The sequence below is a fragment of the Candidatus Nitrososphaera evergladensis SR1 genome, from assembly GCF_000730285.1.
GTDB classification, from domain to species: domain Archaea; phylum Thermoproteota; class Nitrososphaeria; order Nitrososphaerales; family Nitrososphaeraceae; genus Nitrososphaera; species Nitrososphaera evergladensis.
Map to the genome: position 1 here is coordinate 1,213,530 of NZ_CP007174.1, position 14,879 is coordinate 1,228,408.

At 52.1% G+C, this 14,879-nt stretch carries 15 protein-coding genes; 11 read left to right on the plus strand and 4 right to left on the minus strand.

From position 1 onward, the window contains the following. The first annotated feature begins 120 nt into the window (after positions 1-120). The 5 genes from NTE_RS06395 (at position 121) to NTE_RS06415 (ending at position 5,312) form a co-directional block, all read left to right on the plus strand. Positions 121-642, plus strand: a complete 522-nt coding sequence (locus NTE_RS06395; RefSeq protein WP_158385199.1) for a hypothetical protein — start codon at positions 121-123, stop codon at positions 640-642. Between the two features lie 51 nt (positions 643-693). Next, the gene (locus NTE_RS06400) at positions 694-2,463 is read left to right on the plus strand and encodes a sensor histidine kinase (RefSeq protein WP_148700263.1); all 1,770 of its coding nucleotides are present in this window, start codon (positions 694-696) and stop codon (positions 2,461-2,463) included. Between the two features lie 242 nt (positions 2,464-2,705). Continuing rightward, positions 2,706-3,002, plus strand: coding sequence for a NitrOD5 domain-containing protein (locus tag NTE_RS06405; protein ID WP_148700264.1), 297 nt, complete (start codon positions 2,706-2,708; stop codon positions 3,000-3,002). After that, on the plus strand, positions 2,999-3,982 hold the full coding sequence (locus NTE_RS06410) for a TackOD1 domain-containing metal-binding protein (protein WP_148700265.1): 984 nt from the start codon (positions 2,999-3,001) through the stop codon (positions 3,980-3,982). The genes NTE_RS06405 and NTE_RS06410 overlap by 4 nt, the downstream gene beginning before the upstream one ends. A gap of 25 nt (positions 3,983-4,007) precedes the next feature. Next, positions 4,008-5,312, plus strand: a complete 1,305-nt coding sequence (locus NTE_RS06415) for a glycosyltransferase (RefSeq protein WP_148700266.1) — start codon at positions 4,008-4,010, stop codon at positions 5,310-5,312. A 114-nt stretch (positions 5,313-5,426) separates the two neighbouring features. Here NTE_RS06415 and NTE_RS06420 read toward each other — a convergent pair whose 3' ends face one another. Beyond that, positions 5,427-6,122: a response regulator gene (locus tag NTE_RS06420; protein WP_158385201.1), complete on the minus strand. Its 696-nt coding sequence runs from the start codon at positions 6,120-6,122 to the stop codon at positions 5,427-5,429. A gap of 224 nt (positions 6,123-6,346) precedes the next feature. Here NTE_RS06420 and NTE_RS06425 point away from each other — a divergent pair, with 224 nt between their 5' ends. The 3 genes from NTE_RS06425 (at position 6,347) to NTE_RS06435 (ending at position 9,571) form a co-directional block, all read left to right on the plus strand. Next, on the plus strand, positions 6,347-8,005 hold the full coding sequence (locus tag NTE_RS06425; protein WP_148700268.1) for an FAD-dependent thymidylate synthase: 1,659 nt from the start codon (positions 6,347-6,349) through the stop codon (positions 8,003-8,005). 89 nt (positions 8,006-8,094) lie between these two features. Next, complete coding sequence (locus NTE_RS06430) at positions 8,095-8,559, plus strand: hypothetical protein (RefSeq protein WP_148700269.1); 465 nt, start codon at positions 8,095-8,097, stop codon at positions 8,557-8,559. 178 nt (positions 8,560-8,737) lie between these two features. Then, entirely contained in the window at positions 8,738-9,571 is an 834-nt protein-coding gene (locus NTE_RS06435) for a CdvA-like protein (protein ID WP_148700270.1), read from the plus strand. Positions 9,572-9,666: 95 nt separating this feature from the next. Here NTE_RS06435 and NTE_RS06440 read toward each other — a convergent pair whose 3' ends face one another. After that, positions 9,667-11,196, minus strand: coding sequence for a cytochrome c oxidase subunit I (locus NTE_RS06440; protein WP_148700271.1), 1,530 nt, complete (start codon positions 11,194-11,196; stop codon positions 9,667-9,669). A 316-nt stretch (positions 11,197-11,512) separates the two neighbouring features. On the opposite strand from NTE_RS06440, the gene NTE_RS06445 reads away from it, so the two are divergent. Further along, positions 11,513-12,034, plus strand: a complete 522-nt coding sequence (locus tag NTE_RS06445) for a hypothetical protein (RefSeq protein ID WP_148700272.1) — start codon at positions 11,513-11,515, stop codon at positions 12,032-12,034. A 55-nt stretch (positions 12,035-12,089) separates the two neighbouring features. Then, the gene (locus tag NTE_RS06450; protein WP_148700273.1) at positions 12,090-13,013 is read left to right on the plus strand and encodes a flavin reductase family protein; all 924 of its coding nucleotides are present in this window, start codon (positions 12,090-12,092) and stop codon (positions 13,011-13,013) included. On the opposite strand, the gene NTE_RS06455 is transcribed toward NTE_RS06450, so the two are convergent. Further along, on the minus strand, positions 12,996-14,354 hold the full coding sequence (locus NTE_RS06455) for an aspartate aminotransferase family protein (protein ID WP_148700274.1): 1,359 nt from the start codon (positions 14,352-14,354) through the stop codon (positions 12,996-12,998). The two genes, NTE_RS06450 and NTE_RS06455, sit on opposite strands and share 18 nt — an antisense overlap. Before the next feature lie 97 nt (positions 14,355-14,451). Here NTE_RS06455 and NTE_RS16445 point away from each other — a divergent pair, with 97 nt between their 5' ends. Next, a complete protein-coding gene (locus NTE_RS16445) occupies positions 14,452-14,613 on the plus strand; it encodes a hypothetical protein (RefSeq protein ID WP_158385203.1) in 162 nt (53 codons plus the stop codon). On the opposite strand, the gene NTE_RS06460 is transcribed toward NTE_RS16445, so the two are convergent. After that, positions 14,610-14,831, minus strand: coding sequence for a hypothetical protein (locus NTE_RS06460; protein WP_148700275.1), 222 nt, complete (start codon positions 14,829-14,831; stop codon positions 14,610-14,612). The genes NTE_RS16445 and NTE_RS06460 overlap by 4 nt on opposite strands. Between the last annotated feature and the right edge of the window lie 48 nt (positions 14,832-14,879).

Below are 14,879 nucleotides of genomic sequence, written 5' to 3' on the forward strand. Positions count from 1 at the left end.
CTGGCCTGCCGCAGTGCGCTCTGTGAAAGGCATAACTGTGCGATACAACATGGAAAGGGTGCCGCAAATACACCCGCGCTCCTTGCGGCTGCGCTTGTTATTTTCTTTGCAATGACAATAATGACGACGATGATTCTGCTGGTATGTGTCCCTGCCTTTGCCCAGGAAGAAAGCGGGCAAGCCGCCGAGCTGTCGCTAGAGCGCCAAGTGCAATCGCAAGGGCTGTTTCCTGCAGCAGGCGATTATGTCCGCTACGATGTTACTATCAGGAACACAGGACCGTCGGCCATAGAAGGAAGGTCGCTCTGGGTGGACTTTGTGCCCATGCGTGGCGGGCATGAAGGGTCAAGTGCCAAGTTTGAAGTGCCATTGCTTGCACCAGGTGCAAGCGCACAGCTGCACCTTGGGCCATTCAAACTGCATGACGCCGGCGAGTATGCACTCTATGTTGGAATCAATAGAGGAGGCGATGCCACAAGCCCTGATGACCTTGCGCTCAATACCCAGCCTGACGTGCCCCTCGACTCTGTAACCGCCCTTGATCCCATTACAGCCATGGCACTTCCCGCGGGCATGGGAATCGCGGCCGCCGGCGTGGCGCTCCTTGCATGGCTCTTTTATGCGAGGAAGAGACGCGGCTGACGTTCCTACCTGAATATCCTTATATAACAAACAGCAACACAAAAGAGTCAAATGAACAGCTGGGGCAACATTGGACGCCCCCTTGTCATAATAATAACGGTTGCGCTCGCCAGCATGACTGCGGTGTCCTCCTTTCTCGTGTACACGGCGCAGCAGACCGCCGAGTCAAAAATAGCACTGGCGGCGTCGCAGACGCTCAGGAACAACCTGGCAGGGGACGCCCAGGCAGTGTCAAGCAGGGTATCTATCACCCTTGGCAATGCAGAGCGCCTCCTCGCCGCCTCCGCTCTTGCGATTGCAGGCAAGGATGCTGGTAGCGACTCTGTCCGGGATACACTGCTGCTGACAAAATCTGCACTTGGCCCGTACGCAGACAATATTGCCTTGATATCTGTCGAAGGCAAGCTCCTCTATATCGCAAGCCCGAGCACGTCCCTCCCGATAGGCTCGGATCTCTCAAATAGGCGAGTTTACGAGCTGCCACTTGCCACCAACAGCCCGTACGTTAGCCCGCTGCTCTCAGACTTGGGGAGCGTTCCGCGTTTTGCCGTAGCGGTCCCTGTCCCTCAATCTGCCACAAACGGCTCTTTTAATGGAGTACTTGCAGCCCTCGTGCCTATCAGTTCGGCCAAGAACATTTTCCTTGCGCCATACGCGTCTACTGACAAGTCGCTGATGCTGGTTTCAAATGACGGGACAATTCTGGTTCACCCGTCAGACGGGCTGGTGGGCAAGAGCATCACAAACGGCACCCTCCTCGGTCTGGTGTCTGAAGATACAAAGGAGATGGTGCAACAGAGCCTGCAGCTCATGTCGCAGGGCAAATCCGGCGTACTGCAATACAAGGATCGGGACGGAAACGAGACTCTGATGGCGTACGAGCCGGTGCTTGTCAACGGAACATACGTGTTGTCTGTCGCGGTATCAGAGACCACATCCGTGGTGCAAAAGCCCTTTGTGGATGTCTTTGTTGAGAGCCAGAACTTTAACCTCCTTGCCACGGTCCTGATAGCCGCCATTTCCGCGATATTCATAGCGTTCATACTCGTGCTCAACAGGCGCCTCTTTACCACCGTCAGCAAGCAGGACGAAAAGATCTCCAACCAGCTGTCCGAGCTCACGGCTGCCTATGAGCGGCTGAAGGAGCAGGACGTCATTAAAGACGAGTTTATCAACATAGCCGCGCACGAGCTGCGAACCCCCGTGCTCCCCATAGTCCTTAGCGCCGAGAACCTTGCCGACAGTATGCCCGATAACGACAACGTCAGGATAATCCTGCGCAACGCAAACCGCATCACAAAGCTGACAAACGACATCCTTGACGCAAGCAGGATAGAGAGCAACACGTTCAAGCTCCAGAAGCAAAAGACCAGCATCAAAAAGTTGATTGAGGAGGTAATTCAGGACGCGCAGCTAAAGATACCAAAGGGGCAGGATGTCGAGATTGTTTTCGAGGCAAAAGTGCCTTCCGCAATGGAGGACCTCATGATCGACCGGGACAGGATAAGCCAGGTGCTGGTAAACCTGCTGGACAACGCAATCAACTTTACCGAGTCGGGAACAATACACATCGTGCTAGAGCCGGACGGCGAAGCGGGGCGAGTAAAGGTGAGCATTACCGACAATGGCAAAGGAATCGATCCTTCAGTCAAGCCCAAGCTGTTTGGCAAGTTCGTGTCAAAATCCGACAGGGCAAAGGGAACGGGCCTTGGGCTCTACCTGTGCAAGGCAATAGTCGAGTCGCACGGGGGAACGATATCCGGCGAGAACAATGCCGCCGGCACGGGAGCGACCTTTTCGCTCACTCTCCCCATGAATTAATTGAGTGGTTTTATTTTAGGTGGTATTGTAGCGTTTTTGCGTCGGTTGATGGGACTATGAGAGGTGAAACGCTGCCTGAGTGTATGCGGCAGAACTCGAGAAACCGTTTTAGTACATTCTTAAATAATGGTATTACCTACAAGAAACACTAGTTGTACGCGCTAGAGCGCATAGGTCTTGCTTCTTCTCGCCATGTAACGATGATAGTACAGAAAGAAAACGAGGGAGGAGATTTTGATTAATTGTCAGCGTACGATGACAGGAATCAAGTTGTATCCAGGATCCAAGAGAAGTTGCGGGAATTCTTGTTTACCGAAACCGAAGTTTTCTACTACCATCTTGAAAACGTAGGCGTAAGACGTGACGAAATACTAGACAAGCCAGAGGAATTCGTTGATGCACTCCATGACATTTTTGGCAACGGGGCCGCCCTTATAGAGAGCGCCATCATATCAGAAATAAAAGCCTCGAATTCAGACACCGCTGCGAAACAGGGCCTTGTGGATGTGCTAAAGTCCATCGAGAGGAGGGCTAAATGAGCGGCATGGAACTTGATAATAATAATAATAATAGTAGAAGCATAATAGATCTCAAGGATGACAGCACGCTTGCGTTTCTGGCATCTTATGCAAAGAAGCACAGGGAGGACATCCCGCCCCAGTTCAGACACGGCATAGGCATAATCTACGAAATAGAGAACGCTGACCTTTCCTTTGAAAGGATAAGGAACTATGAACAAGAAAAATTGCTGTCTGTGACAGGTTCCAAGTCCTACTCTGCATGTCCCAGATGCAAGAGTCTGCTTCTGTCGCTGAGGCTCTCTTGCCCCGACTGCAAGAGGCCCTCTCTCGCAAGATCAGAGATAATGATACACTATAGCTGCGAATACTCCGGGCCTGTGGAAGAGTTTGTCTCTCAAAAGGACAGCGAGTACGTATGCCCCAAGTGTTCAAAGCAGATGAAACGCGTAGGAATAGAGTACGGCAAGCCCGGCATAGGATTCAAGTGCCGTGACTGTGGAAGGGTTTTCCAGTACCCTCTTGTGATCGCAGTGTGTCACAACGGCCACGAGCTGAAGGTAGACGAAATCGACCTCCAGCATTTTCCTATATACAGGATCAATGACGAAATACGAAACTTTGCAGAGGTGACAGAGTACTTCACCTCGGTTCAACAGGCGCTCACGGGCAGGGGCCTCGAAGCCCAGGTCCTCTGCAAGATAAGGGGAGGTAGCGGCGTCACCCACATAATACCGCTTGTAGTAAGGACGGCAAAGGCTCCTGTCATCGTGGATTTTATTTTGGATGAATCCGGGTTTGATGCCAAGATACTGCAAAAGATACTGAGGGGGGCGGATCTCAGCAAGTACGTCATGCTCTTGTTCGTGCCGGAAGGCTTGGTCAGCAGGCTTGCGCCAATCGTCAACCCGGAGAAGATAAAACTCGTGCCTCTTTCTTCCGGCAGCAAGAGAGAGGATCCGGCCGAGGTCGCTGAAGAGGTAATCAAAGCTGCAGGCTAGGCGCGTTGCCATCTTTATCGCGTGCATGGCCGCGCTAGCAGCTTTTGCCGCGCTAGCGCCGTCGGCGTTTCTGTTTTCGCTGGCCGTGGGAATTACTGCGATCTATACTGCGTGGGGCGTCTACCATCTCGTAGTTGCGATGTCGGGCATAAAGCCTCCCATGAGCTTCGACACGAGGCTTGAAGCATACCCAAAGATCTCCGTAATAATCCCGGCAAGAAACGAGCCGATACTTGGGAGGACTATCGAGTCCTGCCTTTACCATGTAGACTACCCCTTAGACAAAAAGGAGATAATTGTAGTCGTAGACGACGAGGGAGGCGAGCGCATTGCCTTCTGGTACCAGCAAAAGCATCCAGAGGCGGTCAAGGTACTTGCGCGGCGCCAGTTTTTCCCCACCAAGCCGTCTGCGCTAAACGACGCCATGCTGCTTTGCAGCGGAGAAATCGTGGTGATAATGGACGTGGAGGATATTCCCGACAGGGACGTATTCAAAAAGGCCGCCGCAGCCATACAGGGAGGAGGTAAGCAGGCGGTGCAGGTCATGCTGCGCATAGGCAACACCGAGGACTCGTGGATATCCAAGATATTTGCCATGGAGTACGCAGGATGGTTTCGCATAATGCTCAACGGCAGGTCGAACCTGGGAATGTTTGCACCCCTCGGCGGCACGGGGAACTACTTTAGCAGGGCCGCGTTGCGCTACGTGGGCGGGTACGAGCCGACGAACCTGGCAGAGGACGCTGAACTTGCAATACGGCTCAGGATTGCCAGGTGGAATGTCTCGACACTTGACGCCCGGCACTGGGAGGAGGCGCCAGTCAAGTTTGACGCATGGCTCAAGCAGAGAACCCGGTGGTTCCGCGGATGGATGCAGAGCTTTTGGAAATACTCTGGCATATTGTTGCTCCAGCCGACTGTTGCAAAGAGGATGGGTTTTCTAGGGATATTTTCGACGCTTGTGATGCTGGTCAGCCCGCTCATAGTGGTGCTCAACTTGGTCGCGTACGCGATCACCGCGTTATGGCTGCTTGGAGGGTCGGGATTGGTCCCGCGGCTGATTACCGCGGATACCGTCCCTTTCTGGACTATAATACCGCTTGGATTCAACGGCCTTTACTACTACATCTGGATAAAGGGGGCCAGGCTGGAAGGCATAGAAGTGAAGACCCTCAAGTATCTGCCGCACATGTTCTTTTACATGAATGTCATGATGCCCATTGCATCTTTGCGGGCTTTTTATCAGGAGCTTTTCAAGTCCGTCTTTTGGGAAAAGACGACCCATCACGGAAGGGGCGTAAGGTCGACCGCGGTAGAAAAGCACCAGTAAAGTGTGCTATACCTGCGGATACTGTCAAATATTATCGCCGGATCATATGTTTTGTCTTTCAAAATTCACATCCGACGAACTGGCGATATCAAACAAGTCGTCTTCTGGATATAGTTATTCTTTTGGAGTCGGGTTTGTCTCGTCGGTGATGAGCTGCAGTAAGTCGGCCCTCGTAAACGGCTTTCTTAGAACCTTCACGTTGTTGTTCTGCACCTTTTTGGCTATCTCTTCCTGCGTGTACTCAAACGCCGTGATGAATATGACCTTGGTATTAGGCGAGATCGGGTGGATTTTCTTGTAGGCTTCAAAGCCGTCCATCCCAGGCATCCTGATGTCCATGATTGCCATTCCGTACTCGGCGCCGTTGCTTGTGGCGTTCTCTATGGCCTTGACGCACGCAGGGCCGCTTTCAGCAGTCTCGACGTCAAACCCGCGTTTTTTGAGCACCTCTCGTATGGAGCTGCGTATGTCTTCTTCGTCGTCTACAATTATGGCCTTTTTCAGTTTAGTCGGAAAATGCCTTCCAACCGACGAATAGATGTCGGCAATTGCGCCGGGATCGACTATGCCTATTGCAATCAGCGTGAGGTCGTTTTCCAGCGGGTACATGATGATGTCCATCGCGTTGTACTGCACGTGGATGTTTGACGTTATCCCTGTCGTCGGGCTGTTGACGTTAAAGGCGCCCTTGGCAATGTTTGTGCGGAGCGCCGTCTTGACAATGTCTTCAGGCGAGAGCTGGCGGATGGAACTCTGCGGCAGCTGGCGCGCGGCCTTGGCCATGATGTTTGCATACTTATCCGTGACCATAACAAGGTCTAGCTGCTTGTTTTCTGCAAGAATGGTCTTGCAGCGGCTAGTATAATCAGTTTCTATGTTTGGCGTACTGAATGAATTCCCCTTTGATTTTAAAAACATTATGCTACCCGAGTGGCAATCACAGCAAAAGTGGCTGGTACTTGAGATATGGCACACGTTGGTTTTTAATAATGGGCCTGACCTTGGCTTGATGAGTGAGAAGATGGTGATGTGGCGTGGCGGCTGATGACCATGGTGCGTTTTTAGACTCTTTTACTGATGAAGAAAAAGCAGTGCTTGCGGGCCACTTTTCAAACGCCGACAGGGCGGTGTTTGCGGTAACTACCCCAAGGCAGGTGGACAGGGGCGCGCTGATGTCCCGGTATTCCCGGACTGACAAGAGTATGCGCCGGGTCTTTCTTGACGAGTTTGCCAAGAACCCAAACCGGGGCGAAGAGTTTTACCGCAAGGTCTTGCTTGAATACGGCGACGACTCGGTCGCCGAGCTTGGCGAGGCGCAAGTGGCCCTTGAAGGCATATCAAACATTGCCGCAAAAAAGATAGAGGACCGCAGGATCGGGCTTTCGTACCTGGAAAAATCGTCTCGCTATGTCCCGTTTGACAAAAAGGTCGCCGGCGGCATGTATCGCTATCTGCGGGAAGGCCGCATAATGTCGTCAAGACATGCGGACCACTACCTTGCGGCATGCGACCTTGCCTTCGATACTTATAGCAAGAGCCTGCTAGCCATGACAAATTTCCTCGAAGAGCAAGAGCCGATAGACAAGTTCTCGTTCTTTGATTCTTCGTTGCAAAAGGAAAGGCAGTTTGGCGGCCTACGGGAGCAAAAGGACATCGACGCCGCGCAGCGCATATACCGGGCTACGATAAGGGCCAAGGCGCTTGACCTTTTGCGCGGCCTCCTGCCTGCCTCCACCCTGACAAACGTCGGCATAACCGGCAACGGCAGGGCGTTTGAATACCTTCTCACGATAATGCACGGCTCGCGCCTTTCAGAGCTGCGCTCACTTGGCGAGCAGCTGTTCTCTGAACTTAACGGCGTAATACCATCGTTTGTCCGGCGCGCAAACGACAAGTACGGCCAGGCCATGCAGGCTTATTTTGCAAAGACGGAGAACGCGGTGCGGGACCTTGCAAAAAAGCACCTGTCCGGAATGAACTCAGAGTCAAGCCCTGAAAAGGTCCGGCTGCTAGAGCCGGAGGACAACTTTGCCGCCGAAGTCAAGGTGGCCTCTGCCATCCTGTACGAGCAGGCTGACGGCAGGCCCCTTGAAAAAGTAATGAGGTACGTCAAGTCCATGCCGTCGCAGGACAGGCACGGCATAATCCGCGCATATACTCGATACCGAGAGAATCGCCGGCAGAGGCCCGGCCGGGCCTTTGAGATGGTTGACTGTATCTTTGAACTGTTCACCAACTTTGGCATGTTCCGCGACCTGCACCGCCACCGTGTGCTCACGCTTGAGCGGCAATTGCTGTCTACGAGGCACGGCTATGACATGCCCGGGGAAATCAAAGAAGCCGGCCTTGGCAAAGAGTTTCAAGAGTGCATGTCTGCGTCAAAAGATGCCTACGAGGCGATTGCAAAAGAGATGCCGGAGGAGGCGCAGTACGTCGTCAATTTCGCGTACCGCTATCCCTACTTTATGAAGATGAACCTGCGCGAGGCCTGCCACATGGTCGAGCTTCGTACAGTGCCGCAGGGCCACCCTGACTATCGACAGGTCTGCCAGGAAATGTACAGGCAGCTGCAAAAAGCCCACCCCGTCCTTGCGGAGGGGATCAAGTTTGCAGACATGAATTCATACCAGCTGGAGCGCTTTGACGCCGAAAAGCGCACCGAGAAAAAGAGGCAGGAATCTGAAAGACAGTGAATGGCTTTGTATGGTAATATATGCCAATAACTACCATTGCTGACCAATCTTTATATATTACCATGTAATACCATTATACGGTAATCGAAATGGTCGATACAAGCAAGTCATCCAAGGAAGACGCAACAACGGCGACAAGCAGAGCAGAAGTGATAGAAGCAGTAAAGGACAACTATATACGCACAGTAGACGAGATCGCAAAGGTTCAGCCGCAGTATTTACAATCAATCTCTAACCTCCAGCTGGACTACATCCAGACAACCAAGAACGTGATTCAGACAGCATTCTCTGTACAAAAGCAGGTGGCAAGCAACGTGAATATCCCGGCAACTCCGTATGCAGACCTCTTTGTGAAGCAGGCAAACGAGATAACCAATAACACGATCAGGGCGGTAGGCATCAACAACCAGCTGACCATCAACGCGCTGGACGCCGCAAGGGAGAACCTAAAGATCTACAACAGGTCAATAGACGCAGTCACCGACTTTGGCACCAACGTAGCCAAGGCGTGGACCGCATTCTACACACAGTCACAGCAGCAGTTCACACGCTAAGTACGTCGCATACTCCAGAAAGGCCTTTTGGCCTTCTCTCCTTTTTCTCCTTTTTCTCCTTTTTTGTATAATGTCAAATTCAAGCGCAATTCCGTAAAGTCCGGTAAAACGCCTGCTGACAAAATAATGCAACAATTTTGACACCGTCATCATTATACCTACTTACAAACAATTGCGCATGAGCGAAGAAAAGCTCGCATTCGTAGGCAAGCAAGTCAAGGACATCTATGGGACATTCATCGGAAAAGTAGTAGGCATAATCACAGAAATCGACGGCGAGATCGAAAGCGTCGGCGTGGACTGCGGCTCTGCAGGCATCAAGCAGCTCCCGTACGAGCAGCTGGTGGTCCAGGGCGATTTCGTGTTCTTTATTCCAAAGTGGAGGCTTGAAGCGCAGAAACTCATCAGGCAAAAGTCGCTCACGCTCAAGAGGATAAAGGCACTTCATGAGATTGTCGCAGAAAACGACGGCATGAAGGAGGATGCAGAGCTTGTGTCGATAAAATACGAGAAAAAGCTGAACGAGCTCAATGAGGCCGAAAAGGCAGTCGGCGACAAGCTGGCGGCGCGTCTTGCAGAGCTTGACGCAGAGGCCAAGCAGGTCAAGGCAGTGCTCTTTGACGCCAAGCTCCAGTTCAGGAGCAACGAGATGAAGGAAGAGACGTACCAGCAGGTCAAGATAAACACCGACGAGCTGGTCGAGCACATCAACAACGAAAGGACCGAGATTGGAAACGTGAGGGCCAAGCTGTCAGGGCTGACAATCGACAACATAACGACCGATTCAGCGGCAACAACAACACCGACAGCTCCTACAGTGGATTCGGTGCCAGCCACCGCCACGACTGCCGAGCCAGCTTCGCACTCTAGTACCACGGCAGACTCTCACGGAGAGCCAGTAACCGCTACGCCTGCAGAAGAAAAGCCGATAACGGTCACTGCAAGCAGCAACAACAACAACGAAGAAGGCCACGACGCGGCCTGGCTGAATCAGGTAATCCAGCAGCAGTAAAATAAACACATCCCACGCCGGTTTTTCCGGCGCGCTTTTCTTCGTTTTCTATTTTCCCTCTGGTGCCTTGGTTTTTTTGCTTTTACAACTTGCTATTAGTGCTCAATGTGCGGCTCTTTTCTTTTATAGTCGTAATATACTTCTCCAAGCTGGAATGGATCGTTCATGTCCGCGTACCTGCCTTTCATTGCGCTGTGTATCAGGTTTGCGATAAACAGCACCATCGAAGTGCCGATTGTCCACGCGCCTATCGTCGAGATCTGGTTCATCAAGATGAGCGGCTCCGTCGGCACGTAGTCAAACACGCGCCTTGGCTGCCCGTACAGGCCCATGAGGTGTTGCGTTATAAAAGTAAGCGACACCCCGACAAACAGGAGCCAGAACTGTATCATTGCCGCCTTTTCGTTATACATCCTGCCGGTCATCATGGGGAACAGGTAGTAGATGAACGCAATGAAGGCAAAAGTGATGATCCCCATCAAAAAGAGGTGCATGTGCCCAACTACCCAGTAGGTGTCGTGCGTGATAAAGTCAAGCGGCATGGCGGTGTTTACAACGCCTCCGGCTCCGGCCAAGTAGAACGTTACTATCCCGCCGACCACGTATGCCATCGGGGATTTGAAACTTACCCTGCCTCCCCACATCGTAGCTATCCAGTTGAACACGTGCATGGCAGACGCAGGAACCGCTGCAAGCGTTCCTACCATGAACACGGTCTTTTCGGTAAAGCTCTCGCCTGTCGAGAACATGTGGTGCCCCCACGATGCAAAGCTTACAATGGCCAGCAGTACAAATGCGGTTACTCCCGACTGGTAGCTGAATATGGGCTTTCTTGAAAATCTGGGAATGATCTCATACATCATGCCTATGGCGGGTATCACAAAGACGTACACTTCAGGGTGGAACGTGAACCAGAACAGGTGCTGGTACGCTATCGGGTCTCCGCCCCTTGTCGGGTCAAAAAAGCCCGTTACCCCAAGCCTGTCCGTGTACAGCATGATGAGCGCTGTGGTGAACGTCGGGAGCGAGACCAGTAATATCAAAGATGCAGTAAAGATGGACCAGACAAACAGCGATGTCTTCATCAACGGCAGGTCCGGGTGCTTCATCTTTAGTATCGTGACTATGAAATTTATCGAGCCGAGGATTGACGAAAGCCCAAGTATCTTTAGTCCAAATATCAACATGTCTGCAGCTGGTGCTGGCGCTTTGGTCGTAGAATAAGGCGGGTAGAGATTCCACGTAGTGTCTGCAAACCCGAGCCATATCAGGCCCGCCGCCACCGGTATCATCCAGAACGCGATTGCATTGAGCTTTGGCCATGCCATGTCTTTGTACCTGACCATGATTGGTACCAGGTAGTTCCCCACCCCTGCTCCAAAAGGCAGTACCCACAAAAAGAGCATCGTTATTCCGTGCGTGGTAAACACCCTGTGGAAGGTAGTCGAATCTGGAAAGACCTGCTGGCCTGGCAGGAACAGCTCGGTGCGTATGCCCATAGCAAGCGCCCCTCCGATCATAACAGCAGTGATGGAGAAAACTATGTAGAGAAGCCCAATGTCAGTGTGATGAGTAGAAAAGAGAATTTCCCACATGGGGCGAGGTTGTTTTGCTTCTAGGACCATTGGACATGCCTCTTCAGCAAATCTCCCCACTTGAAGAGAGTTCGCTATAATGCTGCCCCATTCATAATTTAAAACAGTTGACGATGTGACAGTTTTATTTTCTCTGAATTTGTTTTAGCGTCAGTTAATTGCTGCATATGTTAAATTCTTCTAGCGCCAAAATGTTTTTTTGCACCAGCAATGAATCGCCCTTTGTAAGTCATGTCTTATTCTATGTATTATATTTGCAGGCAGCCATAATGCCAAGTAACTTTACTGAACAAAGATGAGCAAGACACATAAATAAAATGAGTCTTGAAACACACACAAGTACGGAATGCTGCAGATAGCTGCTAAAAAGAAACTGCCTTTGTACGTGCTGCTGGGCTCGATCGCAGCAATCGCGTTTTTGGTGGCTTATGTAGCGGCAAACGGCACCGGCGAAGGGCCGGTTGGCGAAGCATTTGTAAACGAGGAGCTCCCGCCTCCTGGAACGTTTCCGTACTTTCTAAAGCCGATTACCTGGCTGATGATAGTGGTTTTTGCCGGCTGGTTCTCTTTTATGGAACTGATGAAAAACCAGATCAAGCTCCTCGATGACAACTGGCGCTATTTTTACGCAATGGTCCTGTTCATAATAGTGGCTATTTCTTTTTACGAAATCCTCTACAACTTTATGTACTGGGGCGCTATTCTGTCCAAGCAGCCCGAGGCCGCGCTCGACCCTGACAACGTGGCAAACGGCTTTCCCTCGCAGCTCTATCAGGTAAACATCGTGTTTGCCACCAAGGTGGGCGTCACCATCTTTGCCTGCGCGGTGTACGCACTGGCCTTGCTAAAGTTTTCCGGCAGCAGATGAAGTCTTTCTTTAAAGGATTAATTATGTCGCCCAGATCCAATGCAATAATACTGGGATGCCTGACATACAGGATAATGCACATCGCTACTTTGCAACCTCAGTCGCCCTCGTGACCACCGACGGCAAGTCGGGCAAGAATGTGATGGCGGCAGAGTGGGCCATGCAGGTCTCGTACGAGCCGATGCTTATTGCAATATTTATCCATGACTCTCCGACATTGTGGAACATAAAAGAAAACGGCATGTTTGGGGTCAACATTGCCGCAGACGACCAGGCAGAGATTGTCAACATCGCCGGCGGCTATTCCGGGACAGAAATAGCCAAGCTTGCAATACCGCAGACTTTTCAGACATACGCCGGCAAGGGCGTCCCCATGATAAAGGGGTGCGCGCTTGCTTGCGAGTGCAAGGTTATGTCGGTGCAGGAAATGGGCGACCACGTGATGGTAGTTGGAGAGGCCATTTCTGCAACGTTTGACGAAAAGAAATCCCCTCTGATATACACGCGGGGAAACTACCGCAAGATTGGGGGCAAGCTTGCGTCGGGCAGAAAAACAGTGCGCCTGTCTCCAAAGGCGTTTGCCGAGTTCAAGCGCATGTCCGGCGGGCAGTTTGTGCTAAAGGCGGCAGTTGCAGTTGTCAGAGATGGTAGAAAGACGCTGTTTGTAAGAATGGAAAGCTCTTCGTCATGGATGCTGCCCGCAGTCGTGCCCGAAAGGGGCACGGACTATAAAAAAGCGGTTTCCCTGCACCTGAAGTCAATAGGCGTGCAAGCGCAAATTGAGGGAATCGCTGGAATTGAGCGCATGATGCTAAAGTCCGGCAAGCAGCAGTCGCTGCGGGCAAACTTTGTCGTGTTTTCCTGCACTGCCAACGCAATAAAAGAAGACGACGACAACAACGACAACAAAAAAGGATGGTTCCTGCATCCGCCAAGGAACCTGCTGCTAAAGAGCCTGCTGCTATTTCAAAAGGCCTGAGCTGGCGATTTTCTCTGTCGCTTCCAAGAGCTTCTTTACGTCTGCTTCGTCGTGCGCGTACGAGATGGCTCCCATCTTGGTCGGCAAAAAGAATACGCCGTGCTCTGCCATGAGTGCCGTGTGGTATTTCACCAGCTTGCCCTTGTCAGACGTTGCAACGTCTGTCGCGTTTTCGACGTCTGCTGTCCCCTCCTTTACAAAATGCGTCAGGAAAATTGAATTGGTGCCAGTAACCCTGCACGGGACGCCAGCATCTGCAAATATCTTGGCAAGGCCCTTTCTTGCCATCTCGCCCAGCCTGTCTACCTTGCCATATACCTTGCGCTCGTTTTTCTTCAAGAAATCAAGCGTGGCAAGGCCGGCGGCCATCGTGGCAGGGTTTGCCGAGAACGTTCCCCCGCCGATTGCGCAGCGCGCCTCCTTTTCCCTTATTGAAACAGGGTCGGCAAGCGACATGATGTCCTTGTCTCCGCACACGACCCCGATTGGCATTCCGCCTCCGCAGATCTTGCCCAGCGTGAACAGGTCCGGCTCAAGCCCGTACGTGCCCTGCGCGCCGTGCAGCGAAAGCCTGAATCCAGTCACTATCTCGTCCAGGATGAAAAGTGCGCCGTTTTTCTTGCAAAATTCCTGCAACCCTTCAAGGTAGCCTTTTGCCGGCGGTATGCAGCCTGCTCCTCCAAGGACCGGCTCTATTATGACGCACGCAAGGTCGTCCTTTATAGTCTCCAGAACCTTGAGCGACGCTTCAAGGTCATTAAACGGCACGGACTCGACGTACTGGCCCTCGTCCTGTACGAGCCCCGGTCCCTCTTCTGCTTCAAAGGGAAAGTTGACAGTCTGCATCAGGGTGGTGTTAAAGCCGTGCCAGCCTCCTATCGCCTTGGCGATTACGCGCCTTCCAGTCTTTGCGCGGGCAAGCCTGACTGCGTACATCGTGGCTTCAGAGCCGGTGCTGCTAAAGCGCATCATCTCCGCCCTTGGCATCAGCTTTTGGATGGCCTCTGCCAGCTCCACGGACACGTCGTTTACAACGCCGTACAGGGTGCCGTTTTTTGCCTGCTTTGCAAGCGCAGAGGCAACGGGCGGCGGCGAGTGGCCAAGGATGAGGGCCCAGTGGCCCATCCAATAGTCAGTGTACTTGTTGCCGTCGACGTCAAAGAGGGTCTTGCCCCTTGCCGCGTTCACAAAGAACGGGTACGGCTCGAAATAGCGGATGTTGTGGCTGATGCCTCCCGGAAACAGCTTTTCTGACCTTGAGTAAAGGCGCCTTGACTTGCCTGTCTTTGCCTTGTAGCGCCTTATGTAACTCTCATAATAGTAGTAGTGGTCGTTGTTCATGTGGTGAACGTAACTGCGTGCGGGCTAGATCATGTATAATCTTTTTGCAAGCAGATCGTTTATTTTGCCCGGCCGTGTCCTGACAATGAAGAATAAGATGATGATGAACTGTCTGCAGTGCCACCATACGTACCAGGCCCACGAAAAGAACTCTCCGAGGGCCAGCTCTATACTGCGGGTCGGCAAATGCCTGGTGCCCGGATGCGACTGCACGCAGTACGTGGACAAGATAGAGACTATAGACGAAGATCTGCTCTAGTTGCTATTGAGGTTTCTAAGGGACGGCGGGATTTTTGCGTCTTCCTCCGTAATCTTGGGCAGCGGCTCAAAACCGTACTGCGCTCTCAGGGTTTCCTGCTGCTGGCGCATCACCTCGTCAGAAAACTTGGGACCGATATGGCCAAACCATGCCCACAGGAGAATGACTATTGCAAGAGAAATGCCCATTACAAGTATGCACGCCGCTACCGCTGTCATGTGGTATCCTCCCTCGGGTTTTTCGTGATGAGCGCACATGGCCATCCG